Raw genomic sequence first — 14,854 nt, 5'->3', positions numbered from 1 at the left:
ACGGCCCCCTTACGCCGGGACGGCCAGATCGGTCAGCGCGGCGCGGATGGCGTTCCCGTCGATCCGGTCGTGTTCGGCGATCACCACAAGCCGGCCCTGCCGGGCTTCTTCTGCCGTCCACGGGCGGTCGTATTGATGCCGGACGCGCGCGCCCACCGCCTGCACCAGCAGGCGCATCGGTTTGCCCGCCACGGCGACATGGCCCTTGATCCGCAGGATGTCGCGGTCGCGGGCCAGCGCCTCGATCCGGTTCACGAGGATCTCGGGGCTGGCGATCTCGGGCAGGTCGACCACAACGCTTTCGAAATCGTCGTGATCGTGGTCATGGGCCGTGTCGTGATGGCTGGGGCGCGCGTCCATATCGTCTTCGGCGGCGGCCTCCAGCCCGATCAGGATGCGCGGATCAACCACGCCCTCGGCCACCTCGACGATGGGCAAGGGCCTCGGCGCCTCTGCCGCGATCACCGCGCGGGCCTTGGCCACGCCATCGGGTCCGGCAAGGTCGGGCTTGGTCAACACTACGATGTCGGCGCAGGAAATCTGGTCCTCGAACACCTCTGACAGGGGCGTTTCATGATCGAGGCTGTCATCGGCGGCCCGCTGGGCGTCGACCGCCGCGACATTGGGGGCAAAGCGGCCCGTCGCCACGGCCTCCGCATCGGCGAGCGCGATCACCCCGTCCACCGTGATCTTTGACCGGATGTCGGGCCAGTCAAACGCCTTGAGCAGCGGCTTGGGCAGGGCAAGGCCGCTGGTCTCGATCAGGATATGGTCGGGCCGCGGTTCCATCGCCAAAAGCGACTCGATGGTCGGGATGAACTCATCGGCCACGGTGCAGCACAGACAGCCATTGGCCAGTTCCAGGATGTTTTCGGCCGGGCAATCGGGGATCGCACAGGATTTCAGGATCTCGCCATCCACACCGACATCGCCGAATTCATTGACCAGCACCGCCAGCCGCTTGCCGCCGGGGTTCTGCATCAGGTGGCGGATCAGCGTCGTCTTGCCCGCCCCCAGAAAGCCGGTGATGACGGTGACGGGGAGTTTTTCAAGATCAGCCATGGGAACCCTCTTGCGGCGGGATGCGGACAATACAGTTCTTGCGGAAATGGTCGGGGCGGTCGCGCCAGGGGATGATCCCGTCCGCGGCGCCGCGATAACGCGCGACGCCTTCGCGCAGCGTGTCCAGATGCGTTTCGGGGTCGAGATTGCCATAGACATAGGTCCAGCGGCCCGGCCCGCGCAGCTCGACGGTGCAGCCGCGTTTGCAGTTCGACAGGCAGTCGACCCGGGTCAGGCGAACGCCCTCGGGTAGGTTCGCCTCCAGCCCCTCGGCCAAAAGGGCGCCGGGGCGCGGGCCATCGTCGTCATCGTCCGGATCGACCTGGCAGCTTGCACAGATCAGAAGTTCCACGTCGTCGTCAGCAGGTGATGTCATTGGTATTCGGTTCCCGTTTGTCTTGGTTGTGTTTGTGGATCTTCCCCGGGTTCCAGCCGGCCGGCTGTCAGCCGCAGGGTGCGGGTGGCAATCCGGTTGCGAACACTGGAATCATGGCTGACCAGGATCATCGCCTGCGGCAGGTTTTGCAGGATCGCGATCAGCCGGGCCTCGTTTTCCTCGTCCAGCGCATTGGTCGGTTCGTCCAGCAGCAGCACCTCGGGGTTCATCGCCAGAACCGTGGCCAGCGTTACCAGCCGTTTTTCGCCCCCGACAGGCGGTGGGTGATCCGGTTGCGCAGATGGGCCAGGTGCAGTTGGCCAAGCACCGCATCCACAATCGCCTCGGCCTCGGCCCGGCTGTGGCCAAGGTTCAACGGGCCAAAGGCGACATCCTCGGCCACGGTGGGGCAGAAAAGCTGATCATCGGGATCCTGAAAGACGAGGCCCGCCCGGCGGCGGACGGGGCGGAAATCGGCCTCCGCCCGGCAGATTCGTCCAAAGGCGGTGATCTGGCCGGCCGCAGGCCGGATCAGCCCGACCATGAGGTGCAGCAGCGTGGATTTGCCCGCGCCGTTGGGGCCGGCGATGGCCAGCTTTTCGCCGGGGGCAAGTGTCAGGTTCGCCCCCCGCAGCACCGGCGGCTGGCCGGGATAGGCAACATGGATATCGGTCAGATCAAACAGCGGCATGGGTGATCTCGGCCACTGTCAGCGCGATCAAGGCCGCGCCCAGCACCGCGGCGAAGACGGCATCGCGGGGGCCAAAGGCAAGGCCGTCCAACAGCGGGATCCGCCCCGAAAACCCCCGGCATTTCATCGCGCCCAAGACCCGTTCAGCGCGTTCCAGTGCGCGCACCAGCATCATGCCCACCAGATAGCCCATGCTGCGATAGCTGTGCCGGTCTGTGCGCGGGCGAAACCCACGCACCTGCATCGCCTGCCGCAGGCGCAGATATTCCGCGCGCAGCACCTCGATATAGCGGATGGTGAAGAGCAGCAGATGCACCAGCGCCTTGGGCGCGCGCAGACGGTGGAGGGCATGGCCCAGCGTCACAGGCTCCATCGTGCCGACCAGTGCCATCAGCGCCAGAACCACGGCATTGGCGGTCAGCAGGATCTCGACCGCCAGGGTCAGGCCCTGCCAACTGGCAGACAGCCCCCATAGCGTCAGGATCGGATCCCCTGGCACGGTGAAGGGAAGCATCACGAGGACGAACAGGATGACCCCGTCCATTGCCGCCATCCGCCGAAGGGTGGGCCGCACGGGCAGGCGTGACAGCATCATCAGTGCGCCGGCCATCGCACAGGCCGCCAGCAGAACGGGCAGCCAGCCGCAGCCGACGGTTATGACGGCAAAGGCACAGGCCCCAAGGATCCGCGCCCGCGGGTCGATGCCGGACAGCACACCGCCCGGATCGCCCCGTCTGCCGCCGGGAAGCGTTTTGCGCTCGGATGCCAGGATATGGCCCATCAGCCTTTGCCCGCGATCCGGCGCTGCGCGGCAAGGTAGAACCCCAAACCGAACAGGCCGAAGATATACCCGATCCCGCCAAGGATGGTCTGCAGATCGTGATGCTCCTTATAGGCGGCGATCTCGCGGCGGAGCGGGCGCATCTCATCCCGAACGATGGCGGCGATGGCGGCTTTGTCGGTATCGCTGAGACCGGACTGGGGGGCTGCGGTCGTGCCGGGCGCCTCGGCCGTCGGCGCGATGCTGTCGTCGACCAGGCTTGCCCCCGCTGGCGGGCCGGGATTGGTGACCGCTGCCAAGGCCTGTCCCAACACCTGCGCCACCTCCTCGGCCGGCATCACGACTTCGGCCACATGACCCGCCCCCAGATCGGCCCGGAACAGCAGCGGCCCCGGCCCGGTGGGTCGCCAGGTGAAGAACCCGTCGCCGTCGGTGACGACCTCGCCCAGCTTGGTGCCATCCTCGCCGATCACCTCCACAACCGTGTCAACGGCCATGTCGCCATTGGAGAAACCGACCTCGCCCTCGATCACCTGACCCGACGGGAAGACGGAGGCCACGACCTTGTGGGCCAGCGCAGGAAGCGGAGCCAGGATGAGCGAGAGCCCCAGAAAAGCGGCGCGGATCATGCGGGGGCCCCTTTCAGCGTGGTGAAAAGTTCGGGTTTGACCCGCACGGCAAGCGACACCGCCGCCGCGGTCAAAAGCCCCTCGATCCCCATCACGGGGAGATGGGCGAGGAACACGAGCTTGGTCGCCGGAATGAACGCATCGCCCGAGAGCATCAGCGCCAGCGCCACGCAGCCGGTGGTCAGCGCAATCGCCAAAGCCCCCCCGATCCCGGCCCAAAGCGCAGCGGTGGCAGGCCCGCACCGCAGGATGCCCCGGCGACACAGGACATGAACGATCACCGCGGGCATCGCGATGTTGAACGTGTTCACCCCCAGAACCGTCAGCCCGCCAAAGCCGAAGAACACGGCCTGCAAGAGCAGCCCCACGAAGAGCGCGGGAAAGGCGGCCCAGCCAAGAACAATCCCGGCCAGACCGTTCAGGATCAGATGCACCGAGGACGGGCCGATCGGCACATGGATCAGCGAGGCCACGAAAAAGCTGGCGGACAAGATCCCCGCCGCCGGAATCCGTTCCAGCGGCAACTGCCGCAGCCCAAGCGCGATGCCGCCGGCAGCCAGGACGGCCCCGCCGATCACGACCTCATTGGCGAGCGCCCCATCCACGATATGCATGTGCGCGCGTCCTATTCGACGTCGTAGGCGCGGATCCAGATCACCGCGTCCTGGGAAAGCTCCTTGCCGTCGTATTCGGTGTCGGGTCCCACGCCGAGCGCGGCAAACCCCCAATAGCCCGCCTTGGGAACGCCGAAGGTGAAATAGCCGTTGTCATCGGAAATCGCGATCACCGCGCCGCCGGGCATCGGCCCGGCCTTTGGCGGCTTCGGGCTGTTCGTCGCCATGTCGGGTTCGGCGGCCATGTATTCGATCTCGATCTCGGCGCCAGCAACGGGCTGGCCGTCCGACAGCACGCGGCCCGTAAAGGTGGAACCGACCATGACGTTATAGGGCTTCACCTTGGGCACGATCTCGGTCTTCAGACCCTGCGGGTCGGACCAGTCGGTGGGCATCTGGTTTCGGTTCAGATAGGCCTTGGTGATCTGCTGGATATAGATATCCTCCGACCCTTCGTAATAGGGGGCGGGGACCGTCACCAGAACATAGTCGCCGGAACGTTTTACCGGCACCATCGCGTCCCAGGCCACCCCCTCATTCCCCATGCCCTTGAACACCGTCCGGGTCAGGCTGTCTTTCAGGTCGGTCTTTTCACCCCGGTGAACCATGTAGAATTCCAGCGGTTCGCCCATATCCATGACATGGCCGTTCTCGAACGGGTGCCAGAAGATCAGCTTGACCGGGACATCGCCGGGACGCTCGATCATCGTCTGTTCGGTATAGCTCAACTGGAAATGGGCATTGCCCGCGACGGGCGCGAGCGTCAGCGCCAGCGCGGCACTCAGCATGTTGCCGTGAAAGATCATCTGTCGGTTCCTTTCAGCAGTGGCGGCCCGTGGGCCACGGTCGGAAAGGACGAACGGGGAGAGGCACGAACAGGCCAGACCGGCCGATCCGGGCCAGACGCGCACCCCGGCGTCCGGTGGAAGCCGCGCAACTGGGGCGCGGGCGAACGGCAGGTCTCCTGGCTCGCGGGTCTGGGCTTGGCTGGCCTTCCCGGGGCGTCGGCCCCAGTGGCATCATCAGCCTTGCTCGCCGCTTACAGTTGCGGGGGCAGCCGCGGATTTGCCCAATCGGGCGCACCGCGTTCCCTTTTCAGTTCCGCCCCCAAGTGGGGTTGGAACACCGATCACACGCTCGTCATCCCAGACCGACCGGGCGTCTGTCAATCGTCAAAAGCGCGCATCGGGCTTGCCGCTCCCTTATGGCGTGCGTTTGACGCGGCAATCGCGCGCCGTATGGTGAGCGCCGCCAAAAACAAGGGAGCGATCATGCCAGAGACGCCGACTACGGACGAAACCGCCCGCCACGCCGCCAAGATGGCCAAGCGCAAGGCGGCGAAGGACCGCGCGCTTGAGGACAAGATTGCCGAGAAGGGGTTGATCCTTGTCCATACCGGGGCCGGGAAGGGTAAATCGTCTGCCGGTTTCGGGATGATCCTGCGGTCAATTGCCCATGGCATGCCCTGTGCCGTGGTCCAGTTCGTGAAAGGCAAATGGGATACCGGCGAGCGGCGTCTGCTGACGGAAAATTTCGGCGATCTGTGCCAGTTCCACGCCATGGGCGAGGGCTTTACCTGGGAAACGCAGGACAAGGCCCGCGACATCGCCGCGGCGGAAAACGGCTGGCGCAAGGCGCGGGACCTGATCCGCGACCCGGCGATCCGCATGGTCCTGCTGGATGAAATCAACATCGCGCTTCGCTATGGCTATCTCGATGTGGCGGATGTGCTGACCTTTCTCACGGCCGAGAAGCCGCCCCTGACCCATGTGGTACTGACCGGGCGCAATGCGCCTGATCCGTTGATCGAGGCCGCCGATCTGGTGACCGAAATGACGTTGGTCAAGCACCCCTTCCGTGCCGGCATCAAGGGTCAGCCGGGCGTGGAATTCTGACAGGTGCAACGCTGGTCTTCCTGCCCACATGCGATGAGGGGAAAAGGGCGTTTGCCCGACGCCGGTGCCTGGCTTTGGTTAATGAAGACTTTGCCGACGTCCTGATGGCCGTCTGTTGATCGTGAAGGCCGTCACGGGTTGAAAGCCCCGCGAGGGGATTACCCCGCCTTAGGTCTCCGCCTGATCGTCAATCTCGCCATATGGAACACCCGCCGGGATCAGATCGTCAAGCTGTGCTATGGTTGTGCCGTGGATGGTCTGGCCGGAGAAGCTCTCAGTGTCTTTTATTCCCTTACGTCTTGTCGCGGCTGCGCTGCTGGGTGCTGCCTTGTCCGTGTCGCTGCCAACCGCAGGGCGTGCGCAAGCCGTCGATATTCCGACCTGGCTGCGGGCCCATGTGGGGACGGGCGAAGGGCAGATCGCCCCGGTCGTGCTACATCGGGCCCGCGCGCTTTATCAGCAGAAACGAAGCGACGGCGCGGTCACCAATCCCTGTTATCTTGCCATGGATGCAACGCGCCCGAGCGCGGCGCGCGATGGCGCGGTGGGGCGGCGGTTCTACATCATCTGTGAAGGGTCCAAATCGTTCCGGGCGGTGTCGTCGGGCTATGGAAACGGGCGCAAACTGCAGCGGGCGGATTTTTCGAACGGGCGGCAATGCGCCCGGCATTTCAGTAATGCGGAAGGGTCCAAGCTGACCGCGGGCGGGGCCTATCTGACGGCGGAAACGCGGACCTCGTTCAAGGGCTATATCCAGCAGTCGGGGGCGAGGCGTCCGTTCTACCGGACCTTCCTGCTTTATGATGGGGAGGGCGACACACGAAATGCGCGGGAGAGGGCCATCGGCGGGCATCCGGCGGTGTTCGTGAAGTGGCAGTGCCGCTTCAGCAACCCGGGCAGCCCCCATGCCGACGATGACGGCTATGTGCCCTTTGGAACGCTTATCAACTATACCAGCGGCCGCAGCAACGGCTGCACCACATGGTCACAGTCGGTGTCGGAGGATATCCTTTCGCTGGTCGAGGGGCGCCCGACGACGCTTTATATCTACCCCGAGGCCGACGACATCGACGCCGTGGCGCGGGCCGTCAAGACGGGAACCTCTCCGTCCCGGGCCGGGCTTTACTGGAACACGGCCTGTCTGGAGACGATCGGAACCCCGAAGTTCTGGCCCAAGCGAACGCTTCAGCCGATCATCAACGACTGGCGCCAGTCCCTGCCGAAACGGCCGCCGCAGGAGTTGCCGGTCTGCAAGGGGGGATGACACGGAAGGCGACGGCCCATTCTTAAGCGGTTTTTTGGAAAGGGCTTGTCGCCTTAAGGGCGAGTGCCTAAGCTCCGCTCAGGACAGATTTCGCAACTTGCTGGAGGCGTCATGCTCCGTCGAAGCGTTCTTGGTGCGATCGCGGGGCTGCTGTTGATCGGAGGCGCAGGAATGGCCATGGGCAAGACCCTCATCTACGCCTCCGCGATGAGCGGGCAACTGGTCGACGGATCGGGACGCCCCGCGGCCGGCGTCACGATCACACGCACCTGGCAAACCAGTTCCAAAACGGGCAGCGACAGCACCACCACGGATGACGATGGGCGGTTTGCCTTCGGGTCAGTCGAACAACGCTCTCTGTTCGGCGGGCTGAACCCGGGGACGCCGCTGATCGATCAGCAGTTCACCCATGACATGACCGGCACGCCGAAGATGTTCCTGCGTATGAGCAAGCGGAGCTTTGGGCCCAATTCGGAACTGGACGGACGGCCGATCAATCTGGTCTGCCGCGCGGACACCGATCCGGAGCCCGGCCCCGGCCCGATCCTCAGCAGTACCTGCCGCATCCTCGACTGACAGGTCCGACCAACAGCCCGGAGGTTTCCCCATGCCATTGCTCTCGGCCCCAGTCGCCTCGCATCTGGCAGACACTGTCTACCTCCGGAACCAGCCGGGCGGAATCTCGATTGCCGAACTGGAACGGCAGATGAACCTCGGTGGGGCAGGGGTCTCCATCGTGGGTCGGTCCGATGGCGGGGCCGCGGGCCTGCTCTCGGGGAAATCCGGCCCGGCGCTGTTTCGCGAGACCAGCGCGTTCGGCGTGATGCTTCAGCGCGAGGGCGCCGGGGTCAAGGACCATATCCTTGTCTTTCGCGGCACCCGGTTCGACAGCGGCCGGGATTGGCTGAGCAATGCCACCATGGGCCTGTCGCCCGGCCCGGCCGGTCTGGTCAGCCATATGGGCTTTACCAAGGTCTATGAGAGCATCCTTCCCGATGTCGAAGAGGCGATGAAGAAGGTCGGCCGGGTCACGAGCCTTCATGTGCTCGGCCATTCGCTTGGCGGCGCGCTGGCCACGCTTTTCGCCGCGCATTACAAGGCAGCCGGTGTGCCCGATGTGCGTCTTTACACGTTTGGTGCGCCGCGCACGGTGACCACCTTGTCGAATGCGGCCCTGACGACGAAACTTGGGGCCGACAACATCCGCCGCGTGTATTCGCGCTGCGACCCGGTGCCGATGATCCCGATCTTTCCCTTTGCCCATCTCAACGATTGCGACGACCGGCTGATCGACGGGTTTTCCATCATCAATGGCGGGGCGCACAGCATGGTGGACAACTACAAGGCCCGCCTGACAGAAGCCGGCCACTGGCCGACCCGCGTCAGCAACTGGGAGATGTTCACGGCCGACTACTGGCTCGACATCGCCGAAACCGCCCGGACAAAGCCCTTCTCGGCGCTTTGCGCCTGGGCGTTGAACAATGCGATATCCGCGTTGATCAACGCCATCGTCGGGGTTGGCCAGCTTGCCTTCATGGGGCCGCTGACCCTGGTCGACCGGCTTGCAGCGCTTCTGCAATACGGCCTCGACCTCGGCCAGCGCTTTGGCGAGACGGTCGCGCGCCTGCTGCGCACCATCGCCAGCTTTCTCGGACTCGCGCTGACCATTGGGGCGGATATCGGAAAGGCCGTGATCCGGTATCTGATCGACCGTTTCCTTGGGGCGCTGGCGAACATGGCCAGTCTGGCGCTGACCCGTTTCCTGTGACGCGCCCCGGGCCATAGACCGGTCGGCATGCTTGATCCGGGCCGGTCCGGGCCTTACGCTTTCCATGTATTTGGGGGGCAAGGCATCATGAAACGACTTTTCATCCTGCTTGTAGCGGCCGTTCTGAATGGCGCCCCGGCCGTCGCGCAGATGTGGGTGCCGATGACCGGCTCCGGTCCGTTGGCGGGCTATAACGGCGCCACCTTGTGCGGCGACCACCCGTGGGGCGGAAGCTATTGTCTCATCCTCGGATGCAGCCCCGGGCGGTCGATGGGGTTTTATGTCCTGTCCGACTCGCTGGCGCTGAACGGGTTGCGGACGGCGATGCTGTCGGTCGACGGGCAGACCATCGCGCAAATCGAAGTTCAGCAGCAGGACGACATCGGCAACCTGTTCTTCGTGGATTTCGCCCAAGAGAACATGGAGATCGTTCTTGGACCGATGCGCCGGGGCAACCGGTTTTCCCTGATGTTTCAGGAAGGGTCCGACGCGATGCCCATCGAAGGGTCGCTTAGGGGATCGTCGCGGGCCATCGCGCATGCGCTGTCCGTCTGTCCAAAGCCGCCGCCCGCCCCCGTGGCCGACCCAGCCAGCGCGGCGCTTGCAAAGGTGCAGCGCGACTGTGCCGTTATGGGGGAAACCGTCGCAATCCAGGGTGCGCTTGCCCGGCAGGTCGATATCGACGGGGTCGACCCCCTCGATCTGGCCATTGATTTCGGCGCGGCGCAGTGTTCGCGCATGCTGTCCATGTATTGCGGCAGCGGCGGCTGTTCTCAGGAGATCTATCTGGGCGTTCCGGGCGGCGGGTATCGCCAAATATACGCCGGTACGATGTACGGGTTCGACGTGCCGACGCCTGGCCTGCTGAGCGTAAAGGTGCATGGCAACGCCTGTGGTCGTCCGGGCGGTGCGGGTGCGTGCACCCTGACATTTCGGGTTGACCCCGGCGGCGTCACGCTTTTGTCCCGGCAATGATAACCGTGCCGGTGGGCCTGCGGCCAAGGACATCAACCGGCGTGCGGGACGATTTCAGGACACCTCAAGCGGCAGGCGGTCAAAGACCCGACCGGTGGCGCATTCGAAGGCGTTGCACACGGCCGGGATGACGGTGGGCACGCCGATCTCACCCACTCCGCAGGGGGCGGCCTCGGGGTCGGGTTCGATCAGCGCGATGTCGAGGGGTGGGAGCGCGTCAGCCCCGATCACGGGGTAATCCCAGATGCTTTCCGCGCGGGCGGCCCCATTGGCAAAGTCCAGCCCCTCCACCAACGCCATGGACAGGCCCCAGACCATGCCGCCCATGATCTGCGCGACCACGTTGTCGCGGTGAATGATGCGGCCGACATCGGCCGCGAGCCACAGGCCGGCGACGCGGTTGTCCCGCACCTCTGCCACGCAGGCGACGTGCGAGCCGCGGAAGGACATCACGCCAAGCCCGAGCGCCCGGTCGGGGGCGCCCCAGCCGGCCATCGTCGCGGCGCGCCGGGCGACGGTGGCAAGGCGCGGGTCGTCGATATGGGCCAGGCGGAAGGCCAGCGGATCCTGCCCCGCGGTGCGGGCAAGCCGCTCCATCATGGTCTCGACCGCCCAGACGGTGTACCCGGCCGAAACCCCGCGCAGGAAGCCGGGCACCGGTTGGGTTGCGACGCGGGTCCAGCGGATGCGGTCGGCGGGCACACGGTAGGGGTGATAGGCCCCGTCGGTGGCGGTGTTGTCCTCATCGCCATTGGCGCCCTTGAGCGAGGCGGGGAGCTGGGCGGCCAGCGGCCCGTCAGAGGCGAAATCGTGGGACCAGCCGGAAAGGGTGCCATCGGGGGCCAGCCAGGCCGCGACGCGCTGCGCGGCGGCGGGCCGCACCTGCCCGCGTTGCAGTTCATCGACCAGCGGGCGGATCACCTGCACCGGGCGGCCCAGCGATTTCGTCACGGCGCAGGCGTCGCGCACCACGTCGTTGAGAACCCGCCGGCCATAGGCGCCGCCCGCGGGGTGCGCGATGGTCTCGACCATGAAGGGCGCGGTTTTCCATGTCTGCGCCGCGAACCGCATGTCGAGGTCGAGCGATTGGGTCGCGCTTTCGACCGTCACGCCCAGACCGTAATCCTTGCCCCGCGCCTGCGCGTTCAACGGTTCTGGGACAAGGTGTTTGAGCATCGGCGCGTGGAAACGCGCGGTCAGGGTCGGGGCCCCTGTGGCCACCCCGGTTGCGCGCAGGGTCACGCACTTTTGGCTGTCATCGTCGAGCGCGGCGCGGAGCGTTTCGGCCTCCGTTTCGGAGTCGAAACCGCCTGGGTCCGACCAGCGGACCACCAGTGCCTCCCGCCCTTTGAGCGCCGCCCAGGTGTGGCGCGCGACCACGGCCACGGCGTCGTCGAGGATCACGACCGCCTCAACCCCCGGAACGGCGCGGGCGGCGGTGTCGTCCACGGTGAGGGGCAGACCGTCCAGATGCTGACTGCGTGCCAGCACGGCGACCGATGCATCCGTGGCGCGCCGGTCGGTGCCGAAGCGCTTTTGCCCCGTCACGATGGCGCGCATGCGGGGATCGTCGGGGCTGGTGCCCAGTGGCGTCAGCTCGACCCCGGGGCGCAGGCCGGGGGTGCCCGGCATCCGCAGGCGCCCGTTCGCGGCGATCTCGGCAAAGCTCACCCGTGCGCCGCTTGGGCGATGCGCGACGGAATGTTCGGCCGTGCTACAGTCGGCCTCTGCCCAGCCTTGCATCCGGGCGGCCGTGGCGATCAGCGCCGCCCGCATCTCGGCCCCGGCAAGGCGCAGAAGCGGCCAGTAGCCGCGCGTGGTCTTGCTGTCGGCGGTCACCATGCGCCCGTCGAAATCGGGGTTCCCATAGGTGCCCGCGTCGCGCGGTGCGGCCTGAACGGCCACAAGGCCCGGGTCGGCGCCGATTTCGGCGGCAAGGATCATGGAGAGCGCCAGCGGCGCGCCCTGCCCGAGATCCTGTGCCGGGCAAGCGAAGGCGACCCGGCCGTCGTCCAGAAGTGCCGCCCAGGCATTCACGGCCTGGCCTGCCCGCGGCCCCGGTGTCGGCCAGAGCGCCCGGCCCGCCCCGAGCCCGACGGCCACGGTCATTCCCCCGGCAGAGGCAAGGAACAGGCGGCGGCTGAGCCTTGTCCGACGGCTCATTGCGCGTCTCGCCGCGTGATTTCCGCGGCGCGGGCCACGGCCTTGAGGATGCGGGGCGCGGTGCCGCACCGGCACAGGTTGCCGCTCATCCCGGTGGCAATGTCCTCTTCGCTGGGCGCGGGGTCTTCGGCGATCAGCGCGGCGGCCTGCATGATCTGCCCCGGCTGGCACCAGCCGCATTGCGGAACGCGCTCTTCCAGCCATGCCTGCTGCACCGGGTGATCCCCCGCGGTCGAGAGCCCTTCGATGGTGACAATGGCCGCGCCCTCGCAATCGCTGACCGGGATCTGGCAGGCGCGTACCGCGACCCCGTAAATGTGAACCGTGCACGCCCCGCAGGCCCCTTCGAGGCAGGTGTATTTCGTGCCGCGAAGCCCAAGCAGATCGCGCAGGACGAAGACCAGCGGCATATCCGGGTCGTCCGCCTCTACCGCGGTGTCCTTGCCATTCAGGTTCAGGGTGTAGCGCATGGCACAATCCGGAATCAAAAACCGTAATGATGTGTACGGTTGCGGCAATCCGTAATGATGCGTACGGCTCCGGTCAAGGGAGATTGTGCCGATGACCGACGACCGGAAAGCCGCCCGCCGCTTGCGGATCGAAAAGGCCGCCTACGAGGTCCTGGTTGAGCGTGGCTTTTCCGGTGCCTCGATGCTGGCCATCGCCAAGCGCGCAAAAGCGCTCAACGAGACACTTTACGCCTGGTATGGCGACAAGCTTGGATTGTTTCGCGCCATGGTGGCAAGCACTGCCGAGGCCGCGCGGGACCGGCTTTGTCGGCGCTGGAGGCGGAGGCGCCGGAAGCCGCGCTTGTTGAGTTCGGAACGGTGCTGCTGCACGACATCCTGTCGGACCGCGCCGTGGCGCTCAACCGTGTGGCCGCCGCCGATATGGGGGGCGAGACCGGCCGCGCGATTGCGGCCGCGGGGCGGGAGAGCGTCTTGCCCCTGCTGACCGATCTGCTGTGCCGCATCTATCCCGATGCCGGTCAGCCAGAGGCCCTTGCGGCGCTGTTCATCGACCTGCTGGTGGGCGATCAACAGCTTCGCCGCGTGATCGGCACCTTGCCCGCGCCGGATCTGGGGGACTGCAAGGCCCGGTCCGAACGGGCCGTCCGGATCTTTCATGCGATCATCGAGACAGGCGCGGATATCGGGGTTCACCCATAACGCGGCAGGTCCGGGGCGAAGCTGATGGTGCGCTGACGCGAGGGGTCAGCCGGCCATCAGCACCGATCTGGCAGGATACCTTCACGGCAGAGGGATTTTCCCCTGTCAACGAAGGGAGACTGCCATGCCGACGACATCGCGCAAAGCCACGCCATTGCAATCCGCACGACGTCTGCACTCCGATGGTGCCGGGCGACGGGTTCCGCATCAAAGACCGGCTTCCCGCTCTCCCTCACATGACGAGCCCCTGCGGACCACGCACCGGCAAGACGATGCCGCCCGCCAAGGCGCCGCTTTGCCGACTGCGGCAAGCGCGTTTCTGTGTCCTCTGGCCGATGCCCGGTCGGGTCACCCTGTGCCGGGCCATGCCGGCGCCACTCCCGCCTGCCCGCGCGTCTGGTGCGATGCGCCGTGGTCCTCGGGCACGACGCCCTGCATCGGGTGAGGGGCGGCCGCACGCAACAGTGGCAGGGCGGCGCCCTTCGGGCTATGACGTTCGGGTGCGTCGGCAAGAAGGACGAGCGAGGATGACAGAGAACCTGCGCAGCGCCCTGACGCTGGAACGCACCGGGGCCCGGATGGGGGCGGACCGTGTGGCTCTGCTTGCCGCGGTCGGGCGTACCGGATCGATCTCGGCCGCGGCGCGGGAGGTGGGTCTGTCCTACAAGGCGGCCTGGGACGGCGTGCAGGCGATGAACAACGTCTTTGCCACCCCGCTGGTGACCGCCGCGCCCGGCGGGCGGGCGGGGGGCGGTGCACAACTGACGCCCGCGGGCGAGAACGTCATCGCAGCCTACGCCGTCATCCAGGACGGTCTGGCGCGGGTGGTGGCGGCGCTCGATGCCCGGATCGACCTTGACCCCAATGATCTGCTGTGGAGCCTGATGATGAAGACCTCGGCCCGCAATGCGTATCGCGCCACCGTGACCTCGGTAAAGGAAAGCACGGTCAGCGCCGAAGTGGTGATGGATATCGGCGGCGGGCAAAGCCTTGCCTCGGTCATCACCGGCAGAAGCGCGGCCGAGATGGGGCTGGCGCCGGGGGTGGAGGTCTTTGCGCTGGTCAAGTCGAGCTTCGTGATCCTTGCCGGTGGCACCGAGATTGGGCCGCTATCGGTCAGGAACCGGCTTTCGGGCACTGTGAGCGCCCGCACCGACGGGCCTGTGAACAGCGAGATCGTCCTCGACCTTGGGGAGAGCCGCCGCCACGATCACCCGCGACAGCGCGGAGACGCTGAACCTGCAACCGGGCGACGCGGCGACGGCGCTGATCAAGTCGAGCCACGTCATCCTCGCGCTGCCCTGATCCCGTGTCCGGCACGCGAACGGCTGCGGCGCGACATCGCCGCAGGGGCCGGTGTCGGCTTGACCGCCCCACCAGAACCGGCGACCGTCGCGTCAATCCGCGTGCTCATCAAGGATCGCCGCCTAACCCCTTGTCGTAAAATAAAATTCAGAAAGGTTCCCG

At 66.3% G+C, this 14,854-nt stretch carries 15 protein-coding genes, 3 pseudogenes and 1 riboswitch; of the genes and pseudogenes, 9 read left to right on the top strand and 9 right to left on the bottom strand.

Annotation, left to right across the window (positions count from 1 at the left end):
• Positions 1-9 precede the first annotated feature (9 nt).
• The 7 genes and pseudogenes from cobW to RGUI_RS19730 form a co-directional block, all read right to left on the bottom strand.
• Entirely contained in the window at positions 10-1,062 is a 1,053-nt protein-coding gene (gene cobW / locus RGUI_RS19760; RefSeq protein WP_081536198.1) for a cobalamin biosynthesis protein CobW, read from the bottom strand.
• On the bottom strand, positions 1,055-1,438 hold the full coding sequence (locus tag RGUI_RS19755) for a DUF1636 domain-containing protein (protein ID WP_081536197.1): 384 nt from the start codon (positions 1,436-1,438) through the stop codon (positions 1,055-1,057). The genes cobW and RGUI_RS19755 overlap by 8 nt, the downstream gene beginning before the upstream one ends.
• A pseudogene (locus RGUI_RS19750) lies at positions 1,435-2,129 on the bottom strand (energy-coupling factor ABC transporter ATP-binding protein). Before RGUI_RS19750 ends, RGUI_RS19755 begins: the two are co-directional and overlap by 4 nt.
• The gene (gene cbiQ, locus RGUI_RS19745) at positions 2,116-2,910 is read right to left on the bottom strand and encodes a cobalt ECF transporter T component CbiQ (RefSeq protein ID WP_081536196.1); all 795 of its coding nucleotides are present in this window, start codon (positions 2,908-2,910) and stop codon (positions 2,116-2,118) included. Before cbiQ ends, RGUI_RS19750 begins: the two are co-directional and overlap by 14 nt.
• On the bottom strand, positions 2,910-3,539 hold the full coding sequence (locus RGUI_RS19740; protein ID WP_081536195.1) for a cobalt ABC transporter permease: 630 nt from the start codon (positions 3,537-3,539) through the stop codon (positions 2,910-2,912). Before RGUI_RS19740 ends, cbiQ begins: the two co-directional genes overlap by 1 nt.
• Positions 3,536-4,153, bottom strand: coding sequence for a cobalt transporter CbiM (gene cbiM / locus RGUI_RS19735; protein WP_081536194.1), 618 nt, complete (start codon positions 4,151-4,153; stop codon positions 3,536-3,538). The genes RGUI_RS19740 and cbiM overlap by 4 nt, the downstream gene beginning before the upstream one ends.
• 11 nt (positions 4,154-4,164) lie before the next feature.
• Positions 4,165-4,959, bottom strand: a complete 795-nt coding sequence (locus RGUI_RS19730) for a DUF4198 domain-containing protein (RefSeq protein WP_081536193.1) — start codon at positions 4,957-4,959, stop codon at positions 4,165-4,167.
• 130 nt (positions 4,960-5,089) lie between these two features.
• Positions 5,090-5,298: riboswitch (cobalamin riboswitch) on the bottom strand.
• A 126-nt stretch (positions 5,299-5,424) separates the two neighbouring features.
• Between RGUI_RS19730 and cobO the strand changes: the two genes are divergently transcribed.
• From cobO to RGUI_RS19705, 5 genes are all read left to right on the top strand, one after another.
• Complete coding sequence (cobO, locus tag RGUI_RS19725) at positions 5,425-6,048, top strand: cob(I)yrinic acid a,c-diamide adenosyltransferase (RefSeq protein ID WP_081536192.1); 624 nt, start codon at positions 5,425-5,427, stop codon at positions 6,046-6,048.
• Between the two features lie 253 nt (positions 6,049-6,301).
• Complete coding sequence (locus RGUI_RS19720; RefSeq protein ID WP_081536284.1) at positions 6,302-7,312, top strand: hypothetical protein; 1,011 nt, start codon at positions 6,302-6,304, stop codon at positions 7,310-7,312.
• Positions 7,313-7,423: 111 nt separating this feature from the next.
• Entirely contained in the window at positions 7,424-7,888 is a 465-nt protein-coding gene (locus tag RGUI_RS19715; RefSeq protein WP_081536191.1) for a DUF6795 domain-containing protein, read from the top strand.
• A 31-nt stretch (positions 7,889-7,919) separates the two neighbouring features.
• Entirely contained in the window at positions 7,920-9,080 is a 1,161-nt protein-coding gene (locus RGUI_RS19710; RefSeq protein WP_081536190.1) for a lipase family protein, read from the top strand.
• An 87-nt stretch (positions 9,081-9,167) separates the two neighbouring features.
• Positions 9,168-10,055, top strand: coding sequence for a hypothetical protein (locus RGUI_RS19705; protein WP_081536189.1), 888 nt, complete (start codon positions 9,168-9,170; stop codon positions 10,053-10,055).
• Positions 10,056-10,109: 54 nt separating this feature from the next.
• Here the strand turns inward: RGUI_RS19705 and RGUI_RS19700 are convergent, their stop codons facing one another.
• Together RGUI_RS19700 and RGUI_RS19695 are read right to left on the bottom strand one after the other, a co-directional pair.
• Entirely contained in the window at positions 10,110-12,218 is a 2,109-nt protein-coding gene (locus RGUI_RS19700; RefSeq protein WP_156883110.1) for a molybdopterin cofactor-binding domain-containing protein, read from the bottom strand.
• On the bottom strand, positions 12,215-12,688 hold the full coding sequence (locus tag RGUI_RS19695) for a (2Fe-2S)-binding protein (RefSeq protein ID WP_081536187.1): 474 nt from the start codon (positions 12,686-12,688) through the stop codon (positions 12,215-12,217). The genes RGUI_RS19700 and RGUI_RS19695 overlap by 4 nt, the downstream gene beginning before the upstream one ends.
• A 91-nt stretch (positions 12,689-12,779) precedes the next feature.
• Between RGUI_RS19695 and RGUI_RS22580 the strand changes: the two are divergent.
• The 4 genes and pseudogenes from RGUI_RS22580 to RGUI_RS22570 form a co-directional block, all read left to right on the top strand.
• Positions 12,780-12,896: pseudogene (locus tag RGUI_RS22580) on the top strand (TetR family transcriptional regulator); the annotation flags it as partial.
• Between the two features lie 95 nt (positions 12,897-12,991).
• On the top strand, positions 12,992-13,387 hold the full coding sequence (locus RGUI_RS19690; RefSeq protein ID WP_253799361.1) for a TetR/AcrR family transcriptional regulator C-terminal domain-containing protein: 396 nt from the start codon (positions 12,992-12,994) through the stop codon (positions 13,385-13,387).
• Between the two features lie 182 nt (positions 13,388-13,569).
• A pseudogene (locus tag RGUI_RS22575) lies at positions 13,570-14,415 on the top strand (molybdenum-dependent transcriptional regulator); the annotation flags it as partial.
• 160 nt (positions 14,416-14,575) lie between these two features.
• Positions 14,576-14,692 (top strand): TOBE domain-containing protein, encoded by a 117-nt coding sequence (locus RGUI_RS22570; RefSeq protein ID WP_371587469.1) that lies wholly within the window; start codon positions 14,576-14,578, stop codon positions 14,690-14,692.
• The last annotated feature ends 162 nt before the right edge of the window (positions 14,693-14,854 follow it).

The sequence above is a fragment of the Rhodovulum sp. P5 genome (genome assembly GCF_002079305.1).
Lineage (GTDB): Bacteria > Pseudomonadota > Alphaproteobacteria > Rhodobacterales > Rhodobacteraceae > Rhodovulum.
Note: the sequence above shows the minus strand (reverse complement) of the source record. Positions and strands in the feature narration are given on the sequence as shown.